Annotated in this window: 13 protein-coding genes and 1 pseudogene; 8 read left to right on the top strand and 6 right to left on the bottom strand. The window is 69.0% G+C overall.

Features of this window, described 5'->3' with window-relative positions; all coding sequences use genetic code 11:
• Positions 1–27: 27 nt before the first annotated feature.
• Both ABZW18_RS08680 and ABZW18_RS08685 read left to right on the top strand, forming a co-directional pair.
• Positions 28–933: a LysR family transcriptional regulator gene (locus ABZW18_RS08680; RefSeq protein ID WP_356184058.1), complete on the top strand. Its 906-nt coding sequence runs from the start codon at positions 28–30 to the stop codon at positions 931–933.
• Positions 934–1,360: 427 nt separating this feature from the next.
• Entirely contained in the window at positions 1,361–1,873 is a 513-nt protein-coding gene (locus ABZW18_RS08685) for an ATP-binding protein (RefSeq protein ID WP_356184060.1), read from the top strand.
• A 22-nt stretch (positions 1,874–1,895) separates the two neighbouring features.
• Here ABZW18_RS08685 and ABZW18_RS08690 read toward each other — a convergent pair whose 3' ends face one another.
• Together ABZW18_RS08690 and ABZW18_RS08695 are read right to left on the bottom strand one after the other, a co-directional pair.
• Complete coding sequence (locus tag ABZW18_RS08690; RefSeq protein WP_356184061.1) at positions 1,896–2,120, bottom strand: hypothetical protein; 225 nt, start codon at positions 2,118–2,120, stop codon at positions 1,896–1,898.
• 57 nt (positions 2,121–2,177) lie between these two features.
• Entirely contained in the window at positions 2,178–2,492 is a 315-nt protein-coding gene (locus tag ABZW18_RS08695) for a hypothetical protein (RefSeq protein WP_356184064.1), read from the bottom strand.
• A gap of 198 nt (positions 2,493–2,690) precedes the next feature.
• Between ABZW18_RS08695 and ABZW18_RS08700 the strand changes: the two genes are divergently transcribed.
• Entirely contained in the window at positions 2,691–3,443 is a 753-nt protein-coding gene (locus ABZW18_RS08700) for an XRE family transcriptional regulator (RefSeq protein ID WP_356184066.1), read from the top strand.
• Positions 3,444–3,618: 175 nt separating this feature from the next.
• The gene (locus ABZW18_RS08705) at positions 3,619–3,807 is read left to right on the top strand and encodes a DUF397 domain-containing protein (protein WP_356184213.1); all 189 of its coding nucleotides are present in this window, start codon (positions 3,619–3,621) and stop codon (positions 3,805–3,807) included.
• Between the two features lie 74 nt (positions 3,808–3,881).
• On the opposite strand, the gene ABZW18_RS08710 is transcribed toward ABZW18_RS08705, so the two are convergent.
• Positions 3,882–4,733, bottom strand: coding sequence for a helix-turn-helix transcriptional regulator (locus ABZW18_RS08710; RefSeq protein WP_356184069.1), 852 nt, complete (start codon positions 4,731–4,733; stop codon positions 3,882–3,884).
• A 23-nt stretch (positions 4,734–4,756) separates the two neighbouring features.
• A pseudogene (locus ABZW18_RS08715) lies at positions 4,757–5,139 on the bottom strand (DUF6879 family protein); the annotation flags it as partial.
• On the opposite strand from ABZW18_RS08715, the gene ABZW18_RS08720 reads away from it, so the two are divergent.
• The 4 genes from ABZW18_RS08720 (at position 5,140) to ABZW18_RS08735 (ending at position 9,387) form a co-directional block, all read left to right on the top strand.
• On the top strand, positions 5,140–5,682 hold the full coding sequence (locus ABZW18_RS08720) for a hypothetical protein (RefSeq protein WP_356184223.1): 543 nt from the start codon (positions 5,140–5,142) through the stop codon (positions 5,680–5,682).
• Between the two features lie 123 nt (positions 5,683–5,805).
• Entirely contained in the window at positions 5,806–6,426 is a 621-nt protein-coding gene (locus ABZW18_RS08725) for a TetR/AcrR family transcriptional regulator (RefSeq protein ID WP_356184071.1), read from the top strand.
• Positions 6,427–6,762: 336 nt separating this feature from the next.
• Positions 6,763–8,622: a glycoside hydrolase family 3 protein gene (locus ABZW18_RS08730; protein WP_356184074.1), complete on the top strand. Its 1,860-nt coding sequence runs from the start codon at positions 6,763–6,765 to the stop codon at positions 8,620–8,622.
• A gap of 126 nt (positions 8,623–8,748) precedes the next feature.
• A complete protein-coding gene (locus ABZW18_RS08735; RefSeq protein WP_356184076.1) occupies positions 8,749–9,387 on the top strand; it encodes a hypothetical protein in 639 nt (212 codons plus the stop codon).
• A gap of 271 nt (positions 9,388–9,658) precedes the next feature.
• On the opposite strand, the gene ABZW18_RS08740 is transcribed toward ABZW18_RS08735, so the two are convergent.
• Entirely contained in the window at positions 9,659–11,080 is a 1,422-nt protein-coding gene (locus ABZW18_RS08740; RefSeq protein WP_356184078.1) for a S28 family serine protease, read from the bottom strand.
• A gap of 98 nt (positions 11,081–11,178) precedes the next feature.
• On the bottom strand, positions 11,179–11,568 hold the full coding sequence (locus ABZW18_RS08745) for a hypothetical protein (protein ID WP_356184081.1): 390 nt from the start codon (positions 11,566–11,568) through the stop codon (positions 11,179–11,181).
• Positions 11,569–11,654: the final 86 nt, after the last annotated feature.

Raw genomic sequence — 11,654 nt, forward strand, 5'->3', positions numbered from 1 at the left:
GAGACGCAGAGAGAGGCAGCGGGAACGATGCTGGATCTGTCCCGGCTGCGGGCCCTGCACGCGGTGTCCGTGCACGGCTCGGTGGGCGCCGCCGCGCTGGCGCTCGGCTACACCCCGTCCGCGGTGTCACAGCAAATCGCGAAGCTCGAACGGGAAACCCGTACGCCGCTGCTGGAACGGCAGGGCCGCGGGATCGTACTGACTGACGCGGCCCAGCAGTTGGCCGCCACCGCCGAGCAGCTACTGGCCATCGTCGAGCGGGCGGAGACCACGCTCGAGGAGCACCGCGGGCAGCCCACGGGCCGGCTGCTCGTGGCGGTGTTCGCCTCGGCGGCACGCGGTCTGATGCCGGGCGTCCTGGCGGAACTCGCCCAGCGCCACCCGTCGTTGGACACCCGGCTCACCGAGGTGGACCCTCATCTCTCGCCGAGCCTGGTGTCCCAGGGCGTCGTGGATCTGGCGGTGACGCACGACTGGGATATCTCGCCGCTGCCCGCCCCCGAGGGGGTCGAGCGGACGATGATCGGGGACGACCCGTCGGACGTGGTCGTTCCCGCCGGCCATCCGCTGGCGGAGCGCGGCAGCCTGCGCCGTACGGATCTGGCGGGGCAGCGGTGGATCTGCCAGCCCTCCGGTTCGGTCTGTCACGACTGGCTCGTACGGACCCTGCGCTCCTCCGGGCACGAGCCGGATCTCGCCTATCAGGTGGCCGAGTACTCGACCCAGCTGGCGCTGGTGGCGGCCGGTCTCGGTGTCGCGCTCGTACCGCGGCTGGGCCGCGGCGCGCTGCCGGACGGGGCGGTCGCCCTCCCCCTCGAACCGACGCCGCTCCGGCGGCTGTATGCGCTGTGGCGGCCGGGAGCGGCCCGCCGCCCGGCCATCATCGAGGCCGTCCGCGTCCTGCGTGAGCGCTATCCACTCCTCGCGGCGTGAGGCGCGCGGCGCCCCTGCTGGATCCACCGCCTCTGCCGCCTCCGACGCCTCTGCCGCCTCTGCCGCCTCCAACGGTGATCTGACGGCCGGGGCTCCGAGGAGGGCGGACGCAGCCGCTCCCACCTGGGATCCCTTTACAGGCGCCTATTCATTGGTCAGACCAATCTCAATTTTTTCACACAGAGTCTGGACAATGCGAATCCCCCTGACTAACGTCGTGAACTACTCAATCTATGGTCTGACCAAACCCTTAAGGGAGGGCCGCATGTACTCCCACGGATTTCTCCCCCTTCGCGGACCGACTCCCGATCTCCACGCGTCTCGCCGCTCTGTCACCGCTGACCGCCCCGCCCCGCCGACCCCCCGCTCCATCCCCCGGCCGACAGCGACGGGAGCAGGAGGGGGCGGCGGACGGGAGGACGGACGTATGACCGCTCGCATCCCTTCCCCCGAAGCCGCGCATCCCGGCCAATCACCGCGAGCCGGTGAACCGGCCCCCGCCGCCGCGACCGCTCCGGCTCCCATCCATGAGCCGGAGAGCCCGAGTGCCGTCGCGCGGTGCGTGCTGCCCACTGAACGGCGCGCGGCGTCCTGGGCCCGGTCCTTCACCGAAGCGCAACTGGCCAGTTGGCAGGTCGGCCACGGCGTGACGTTCGCAGCCTGCACCGTGGTCTCGGAACTGGTCACGAATACGATCCTGCACAGCGGCGCCCCGGACGTCAGCCTTCGGCTGACCCGGTCCGGTACGCAGATACGCATCGAGACCGTCGACAACGGAGTGTGGCGGGACCCGGTCCCGCCCGGTGACAACGACGTCGCGGAAAGCGGCCGAGGGCTCCTCCTCGTTGGCGCCCTCGCCCAGGATCACGGGGTGTACCAGGTCCCGTCAGGCACCTGTTCCTGGGCAGTGCTGTCCGGAACCGCCGACGAGGAAGGCTGAGGGAAGCCCGACGACAGGCCGGTTACCGGGCTCGGGTCATCGGGCTCGGGTCATCGGGACCTGGCCTTCGCCGACTGATCACTCGCCGGTCCGCCTCCTCGGCACGGCGGCGCCGCGCGGCCTCGATGACTTCCAGCGGGTCCGGCCCGGGCGGAAAGTACGGTGCGCAGTCGGGGCAGGCGTACACGTTCCAGCCGGGGCCGCTGTTGCTGTGCACCTCGCGGACGAGGACGGGCGCAGTGGTCATCCGCTCGCAGCGGACGCACATCCGGACGGGCACAGGCTGCCTGGCGGCACTCATCCGTCAGGCCACCTCCTCGCGATGGATCCAGTACGGCCCCGCGGCATCGCCGCCCATAGCGGCCGACACCAAGTCGCGGCGCCGCAGTTCGTCGGCAATTACGTAGGGACGCACCATGACGGTGGCGTCACCAGCGATCGGCTGCTCAGGCGGCCTGCGGCGGGCGCCGTGAAGGCGCGGCGGGTCCCAGGCCCGCACGATGAACGTGCGGCCGGCACGGGGCATATGGCTCCATGGGGTGACCCAGTGGCACCCGGGTCCATGCGGGGTGAGAACGGTCCTCACCCAGTCGAGGCAATGGACAATATGCTCCGCCATATCGACGCTCCTCAGCAAGCGTTGGCCATACCCCATAGCCGGTCGCGCGGTCGCCGGGGTTCTCTGCAGCGAGAGCCTGCCGGTCCGTGATGGACGTATCTGCGTCCTTGCGGGGACAGTTGGGTCGTTTGGGCGCTACTGTCGAAGAACGCCCAAACGTCCACAGGGGGAACCTTGAATAAGGCCCTACGATCAGCTATGGGGGATGCTGGCTTGTCACCACGACAGCTGGCGGTCCGCCTGGGGGTCTCCGGCAAGACGGTAGAACGGTGGATTGCGGATGAAGACCTGATCCCGCACGCCAGAAACCGGGAAGACGCCTCGATGGCGTTGGGAGTGGAAGCAGAGATGTTGTGGCCGAAGGCGGTCAGAGACCGGCTTAAGACCGGTGGCGACCGGGAAATTGTTCAAAGCTATCCGTATCGGTCCGCGTGTCCATCTACGGTGTGGGGCGATCTCATCAGCGACGCAACCGATGACCTACTCTTCGGTGGCTTCACGTCCTACTTCCTGTGGACCCAAGTGCCCGCCCTTCCTGACGTCTTGCGCCGGAAGGCGGCGAGCGGCTGCCGAGTCCGCTTCCTCCTCGGCGACCCTGATGGAGCGGTGACCCGCCAGCGGGAAGAAATCGAGGATGTCACCCTCACGGTCTCCACACGCATCAGGATGACCCTGGAACAGCTCGCCAAGATGGGGGAGGTGGAAGGGCTGGAAACGCGGTTCTCGGCGCCGGTCGACGCTATGAATCACGTCTCCCTGTCTGTCTTCAGCTTCGATGACGAAGCACTCGTGACGCCGCATTTGGCGAGACTTGTCGGCCATGATTCGCCACTCCTGCATCTGCGGCGATTGGGTGACCGAGGAATGTTCTCCCGATTCTTGGAACATGCCGAGGAACTGTGGTCCCGGAGCATTCCGGTCGAAGCTTCCCCGGAAGTCGCCTCTCATTAGCGCCAAGTGCCGGAACCGGGCCCACCCGACGGGTAGGGACAGTGGTAGCAGAAGAGCGTTGACTACGGCCTCCTCGGGGGATCTTGACCTCTCGCCTCACGACCCCGAGGCGGTGATCCGAGCGGCAATGGAGGACTGCAAGCCTTGCGAACCATCCCGGAACTGAGGGCTAATCCTGGAGCGCAAGAGCAGCTACAGCAACAACGCGGGAGGGGAGTGCGTACAGGTCGCCGACGGCTTCCCCGGCATCGTCCCCGTCCGGGACAGCAAGGACCCGCACAGCCCCGCACTGGCCTTCCCCGCAGAATCGTGGACAGCATTCATAGCGGGCGTGAAGTCAGGCGACTTTCCGGCCGTCGACTGACACCACCACCTCAAGGCGGCCCCGGCGTGCACCCCGCCGGGGGCTGCCACCTGATGGCGAACTCAACAGCCCTGTCATTCCAGTGCCTCGATGGCCTTTACGATGAGCCCCCGCGCCTCGGCACCGTGTACCGCAAGGTGTGACAGCTTCCCGAACGCCTTCAAGTAAAGCGAGACTTCGCCCGGCGCGGTGATCTTGACGGAGGCTGACAGTGGTTCGTGGTCCACCCGGCGGTCGTCGAAGATCGTGAACGTCTCCAGAGGCCACATCGGACGTGCGACCGTGGCCGGGATGATACCCAGCGAAACAGACGGCAGATTCATCGCGGACAGAAGATATCCCAGCTGGCCAGCCATTACACCGGCATCCCCGATGCGGTAGCGCAGTACCGTTTCCTCGACGACGATCGCAAACCGGTGATCTCCTTCGCGGATGACATGGGAGCGGTTCATGCGTGCGTCGACGGCCGCTGCCACATCATCGGGAAGTCCACGGAAAACGGCGATGGATGTGAGCAGGGCCTTGGCGTATCCGGGAGTCTGGAGGAAGCCGGGCACCACGTTGGAGCAGTAGACCTTGAAGTGCTTGGTCCGCTCGAAGAGGGGGACGCTGGACTCCTGGAGTTGCCGCAGCCCGGTGCGCTGGAGCCGCTTCCACTGAACGTACATGGAGTCGGCCTGGCGGTTTGCCGCGACGAGATCCGGCGCTTGATCCTCTGCCTCACACGCACGGCACCAGAGGCGGATGTCCGCATCAGAGGGTGCCGTGCGTGCGTTCTCAATGCGCGAGGACTTCGCATCGCTCCAGCCGCACTGGGCGGCGATCTCTCGCTTGGTAATCCCTGCGTCCAGCCGAATCTCCCTCAGCCGCGCGGCAAGTGCCTGCCGCGCTGCACCAACGCTGGACGACGGGAAGGGAGGGAGCATGGTTGTGTTGCCTGACGGTCGCGCTAGTGGATTTCGTAGTCCTCATGCGGCGTGGCGCGTTTCCACACCGCCTCGAACGCGGAGGCGCACGGCCCCACGAGCCGGGGTTCGTCTGTCACCTCGTGCTCCACGATGTCTCCGTCTCCAGAGAAGTGATGGAGGTGGGAACCGCGTCGTCGAAGATCCAGTCGTTGCCCGGCAGCATGAGGTCCGACGTGCGGCGACGCGGCAGCCAACGCACCTGCTCGCCAGCCGCCATGTTGGCCGAGGTGACGTAGTGCTCCCAGCGGATGTACGCGCTGACAGGCTCCGAGATGATCCGCGCACGACGTACGTGGACACCCCGGGCAACCGCGTCCGCGATCTGCTGGTGGAACGGGCGCCACCACTCCGACCGGTTGTCCCAATGATGATCCTTACGCCGTGGGAGACGCCGTGGTTCTGCTACGGCCTGCTGCGGCTCCATGTAGGCGGGAACGGCACCGCATCCGGCCGATTCTCTCCGCACTCGGCGTTCATGCTCATGCGTGGGCAGCGCACCGGCCTCCGCATCTTCCGTGACGTCGTCCGCGACGAACATGTCCCTGAGGAGTCGGCCACTGGGCTGTCACCGTGGGCGGTCTCGGGCGATGGCCATTCCCTCCGGTTCGCCGTCGGCCTGCGGCTCGTCGACGTCTGGAACGCCTGGCACGACGATCCGGAGGTCGACGGCGTGCAGTCCCGGCTGTGGCTTGCCACCACCGACGCCACCTCGTGGGCAGCCGTCGACTGGGACGGGGAGCTCAGAGACCGGTTCACGGTGTGGCAGCACGGGGCCCGCCGGCTGTGGGACGAGGTCGAAGCCACGTACCGATGGTGGCGGAGGGCGGGCGAACCGGGTCCGGAGCGCTTCGGGCTGACCGTCGGTTCGGAGGGGCAGGTGCTGGACTCTCCGGACCAGCCCCTGTAAGCCGCGAACTCGAGTCGGTCAGACCGCGACGCGTCACTCGCGCACCCCCTGCCACCAACATCGGCATCAGCCGATTAACCACTCGATCAAACCGTATGATGAATCCTCGGCGAGGGGGGTTCCATGACGACGGATACCAAGGACCGGCTGGTCACGGCGGCGACAGCTGTCCTGAGGGCCCATGGTTACGGCGGTGCCAGCGCCCGCACGATCGCCAAGGAGGCCGGAGTCAACTCGGCTCTGGTCTTCTATCACTTCGGCGGAGTGGACCCGCTGCTGCTCGCCGCCCTCGATCGCTCCTCCGCCGATCGAATGGCCCGGCACACCGCCACCATCGCCGAGGTCCGGACCCTCGAGGAGCTGGCCGAGGCCGCGAACCGGATTTACCACGACGACCTCGACGGCGGGTACATCGCACTCTTCTCCGAGCTGGTCGCCGCCGCCGTGGCCAAGCCCGAACTGCGCGAGCCGTTGGCCGAGCGGGCCGAGCCCTGGCTGGCGTTCGTCGAGGCGACCCTGGAGCGGGTGATCGGCGGCACCGCGCTCGCCCGGCTCACCCCGCCCCGGGAGCTGGCCAATGCCGCGATCGCCTTCTACCTCGGAGTGAACCTCTTCACCGTGCTCGACGCGGACCGGTCCCGTACGGACTCGGTCTTCGCGATGGGCCGCCGCCTGGCCCCGCGCGCCAAGCTGCTGACGATGCGTCTGCCGGCCCGGCGCCACGCGACTCCCAAGACCCAGTAATCCCCTCTTGCACCATTTCCCCGGAATCAGGGAAATGTGAGGAACCTGGGCGCGACGCCTTCCGTCCAAGCGCCGTACTGCCGGTGAGTCACCGCAGAGCGGTATCGGCCTCGCGCTGCCGGCCGCGTCGGCCGATGACCCCTCTCCACCGCCTGCGGCCGGCAGCACACCGCCACCGGCGCGCACCCCTCAAGACAGCGCCGGTGGCGGCGCCGCGCCCGGCGCTTCCCATTGACTGGCGATAACTTTCCGGCTATCGGTGTCTTCGGGCCATTCTTGGAAGTTTCCTTCACCCCGCCCCCGAGGGCCACGCACCTCCTCCCGGAAGGAGTGCACGTGCACCACGAAGAAGCCGCCGGACCGAGACCGTCCAGACGTTCCGTACTGGCCGGAGCCACCGCCGTCACTGCCGCAGCCTCACTGGCCGCGACCGGAACCACCGCCCACGCCGCAGGAACCGAGACCCCCATCGACCGCGCGCGACTGCGCCGGCTCATCTCCCGGATGAGCCTGGAGGAGAAGGTCGGACAGCTGTTCGTCATGCGGGTCTACGGGCACTCCGCCGCCCACCCCGACCCCGCCGACGTCGCCCTGAACCAGAAGGAGATCGGCGTCTCCAACGCCGCCGAGCTCATCGCGAAGTACCACGTCGGCGGCATCATCTACTTCTCCTGGGCGCACAACACCCGCGACCCGCACCAGATCGCCGATCTGTCCAACGGCATCCAGAAGGCCGGACTCGCCCAGCCCACGCCCGTGCCACTGCTCATCTCCACGGACCAGGAGCACGGAATAGTGGCCCGGGTCGGTGCGCCTGCCACCCTGATGCCCGGGGCGATGGCGCTGGGCGCGCACGCCTCGCGGGCCGACGCCCGTACGGCCGCGCGGATCGCCGGGGCCGAACTGGCAGCGCTGGGCATCAAGCAGAACTACGCGCCGGTCGCGGACGTCAATGTGAACCCGGCCAACCCGGTGATCGGCGTACGGTCCTTCGGCGCCGACCCCGAGGCGGTCTCCCGTCTCGTCGCCGCCCAGGTGCAGGGCTACCAGAGCTCCGGAGTCGCGGCCACCGCCAAGCACTTCCCCGGCCACGGAGACACCGCCACCGACAGCCACTACGGCCTTCCGCTGATCACCCACAGCGCGGAGGAGTGGGAGCGGCTGGACGCCCCGCCGTATCTGGCCGCGATCGCCGCCGGCATCGACTCGGTCATGACGGCACACCTGCTCTTCCCGGCGCTCGACCCGGCCGACGACCCGGCCACGCTCTCCCGGCCGATCCTCACCGGCATCCTGCGCGAGAAGCTCGGTTACGACGGTGTGGTGGTCACGGACTCGCTCGGCATGGCGGGCGTCCGGCAGAAGTACGGCGACGACCGGGTGCCCGTGCTGGCGCTGAAGGCGGGCGTCGACCAGCTGCTGAACCCGCCGGACCTGCCCGTCGCCTGGAACGCCGTCGTCAAGGCGGTGCGCGAGGGCGAGATCGAGGAGAAGCGGCTCGACGTGTCCCTGCTGCGGATCCTCGAACTCAAGGCCCGCCGGGGGCTGTTCCGGGATCCGTACGTCAGTCACCAGGGCGTGGACCGGACGGTCGGCGTCCGGCCTCATCTCGCGGCCGCCGACCGGATCGCCGAACGCACCACCACCCTGCTGGTCAATGAGCGCGGACTGCTGCCGCTGTCCCGCCAGAAACAGCGGAACATCCTGGTCGTCGGCGTCGATCCGGCCGCGCCGTCCGGCACCGGCGGCCCGCCGACCACCGTCCTGGCCAAGTCTCTGACCGCACTGGGCTTCACCGCCACCGCGCTGTCGACCTCCACCGGCACCCAGCCCAACCCGACACAGGCGAAGATCGACGAGGCGGTCGCGGCGGCGAAGGGCCGGGACGCGGTGGTGGTGGCGACGTACAACGTCTCCGGCACGTCCTCGCAGCGGACCCTGGTCTCGCAACTCGCGGCGACCGGCGTGCCCGTGGTGCACCTCGCGATCCGCAACCCGTACGACATCGCGCGGCTCGGCGGCACCGGCCTCCGGGCGTCGCTGGCCGGCTACTCCTGGACGGACGTCGAACTGCGCGCCGCCGCCCGGGTCATCGCGGGCAAGGCCGATCCCGCGGGTCGGCTGCCGGTGCCCGTACCGCGGGCGGACGACCCGGCCCAGGTGCTGTACCCGATCGGCTACGGACTGTCGTACTGACCCTACGGTGCGCCCCCCGCGCACCACCGCCAACCGGCGCAAAGCGCCTCGCACACCTGGCGTGGCCCCGCTTTCGCGGGTCACGCTGGGTGTGTTTTTTCGGGGGTACGGGGTCGGGGGTTCGGCATGCGCGGTTGGCGTTCCGTCGGGGTGTGCGCGGCGCTGCTGGCGCTGGCCGCGTGCCAGCAGCACCAGGGCTTCGCGGGGCCGGGGAGCCCGGCCGGGGAGAGCCGATCGCCGAGTCCGTCCGGCTATGGCGCGGCCTTCCTCGCGCAGGGCGAGTGCGGCACCCGGGCCGCCCGGGACCGGACAGACTTCCTGGAGGTGTCCTGCTCGAGCGAGAAGGCGGTGGCGAGAGTGCTGGCCCGGCACGGCGAACGGCCGACGGCCGGTCCGCGCTGCCCGCCCCGTACCGACTTCGTGCTGCACATCTCGGAGAACCGGCCGGATGTGGACGAGGACGGCGACGGCGCGGTACGGCAGGGCTACGCCTGCATGCGCAACCTCGAGGAGCCGCACCCGGGCGACCCGGGCGGAGGAGGCGGTCCGCGCACGGTCGTCGGGGACTGCGTCGCGTCACTCGACGAGAGCGCGGGCTCCCGGCGCGGCCGGGTGAGGGAGACCGCGTGCGACGGGTCCGGGCGGGAGGAGCCGCGGTTCAGGGTGACGGCGGCGGTGCGGACACGTGCGCAGTGCCCGCCGGCGACGGCGCTGTACGTACAGCTGGGCGGCGGGACACCTGTCGGGTGTGCCCGGCGCGTGTAGCACCGGAAGCGGGCCCGAACGGTGCCGGACACGGGCCCCGACAGTGCCGGAGGCGGACCCGAACGGTGCCGGAGGCGGACCCGAACGGTGTCGGAGGCGGACCCGGCCCGAAAGGCGTCCGGCCGGCCCACCGACGAGGATGTCGGTGGGCCGGCCGGCCTGTCTTGCGTGCGGCGGGCCCATGGTCGGGTCACCGGGCCGCCTCAGCCGCAGGTTCCGCTACGGCGCAGGTTCCGCCACGGCGCAGTCCCCGCCACCGGCACAAGTCCCGCTACGGGCGCAGGTCCCGCACGTTGGACTGCCGGTCGAGCTTCGCGTCCGACTTCGCCAGCGGCTTGGGCGCGGCCCCGCCCCGCTCCACGGCGGCCGGTGCGACGCCCGCCCACTCCAGTACCTCGGCGGTGGCCTTGGCCTTCTGGTCGGCCGTCAGACCGTCGATTTTCGCTCCGTGGTTGGCACCCGGCGCGGTGAAGACATAGGAGTCGTCGGAGCCCTTGCCGAGCCGGAACGGCTCGGCGCCCCACGGGTCGTTCTGACCGTAGACGAAAAGCATCTGCTCGCTGCGGTGGCGGACCCAGCGGTCGACGTCGCGCATGGCGCCGTTCTTCCACTTCATCGGGATGTCGCGCGGCACGTACGCCCGCGGAGTGAAGTATCCGGGGTACCGCAGCAGGCCCTTGAGGTGCGGGTACTCGACGGTCGGGGCGCCCAGTTCGGTGCCGGCCTGGTAGTAGTACGGCGTGTACGGCTCCAGCCCCTGGTCGGTGTAGAAGGAGAAGCCGGAGATCTTGTCGACGAAGGCGTAGAGGGCATCGGTCGAGGCGGTCGGCTTCGGAACGTCGGCGCAGTCCTTCTCGGAGCTGTACTGCCAGAACGCCCACACCAGATCGAGGACCACGCTCTCGTAGGCCTTGTCGAGGCTGCCGACCGTCTTGAAGGTGGTGTGGTTCTCGTCGGCCCACTTGCGGTAGCGGTCGGTCATCTCACCGCGGCGTACGAGCGCCTCACGCTGGACCGCGTCGAGGGCCGTACGGCACTCCTGGGTGGACACCTTGGAGAAGAAACGGTCGTACGCCGAGTCCTCGCGGTTGTCGACGTCGTTCGGGGCGACGTACGCGACAGTGCCGTCCATGTCGTGCGGGTAGAAGCGGCGGAAGTAGGTCGCGGTCATCCCGCCCTTGCTGCCACCGGTCGCCAGCCAGTTCTTCCCGTAGACCTTCTTCAGGGCCTTGAAGACGCGGTGCTGGTCGCTGGCGGCCTGCCAGATGTCGAGCTTGGACCAGTCGGCCGGCTCCGGGCGGGACGGGGTGAAGAAGCGGTACTCCATCGAGACCTGGTTGCCGTCCACGATCTTGGTCGGCTCGCTGCGGGTGGGGTTCGTCGAGACGCTGTACCCGGAGGTGTAGAACACGGTCGGGCGGTCGGTCGCCTTGTGCAGCAGGGTGATCCGCTGCTTGAAGGTGCCCTTGGACGGGTGCCGGTGGTCGACCGGCTGGGTGTAGTTGAGGACGAAGTACCGGTATCCGTCCGGCTTCTCCTCGATGAAGCTCATACCGGCTATCGCGAGGATCCGGTCCTTGATGTCGGTGCTCTCCGGCTTCGCGGCTGTGGCCGCACCTGCCGACGCGCCACTGATGCCGAGTGTGCCTATGAGCAGCACCAGCGACAGCAGCCATCTGAGCGACTTGCGCATGCGCCCTCCCCTGGGTTCGCAAAGGTCGCCGCGAACCTACCGGCGCAACTCCCGCCGCCGCCAGACCTCAAGAGCGAATGTGTTCGATAAGGGCGGAGTCAGCAAAGAGTCCAGCCGGAACTGACGGAACTCTTCCCCACCGAGCCCCGGATGAAGACGCACCGGTGTCCCACCGTGACCCGGACCGGGCCCGCGTGGCGCGTGTACCGGCCGCTGTCCGAGCGGGGGCGGCTGCCGCGCGCCTGGATGCTGACGCTCATCTCCCGCTTCGCGCCAGGGTTCTTGGCGACGGTGACGGCGCACATGACGGCGTTGCTCTTGTAGACGTGGACCCGGCCGGCGGCGAAGTTCAGCGTCTTCATCTTGCGGCCGTTGCACCGCGCTTCGGCTGCGTCGGCCGAAGCGGGACTGGCCAGCCCGGCCATGCCGAAGGCCACGACGAACGCTGCCCCCAGAGCTATTCGACGGCGTGCCGCGGCACCACGCACCTCAGCCTCCTATGGGTCATGCGCCCGGAGTTCGGACATACGGGCGATCGACAAGCTACACGCGGCTGAAGGTGGTATTGGTTCCC

Source organism: Streptomyces sp. NPDC004647, assembly GCF_040609575.1.
In the GTDB taxonomy this organism is placed as follows: domain Bacteria; phylum Actinomycetota; class Actinomycetes; order Streptomycetales; family Streptomycetaceae; genus Streptomyces.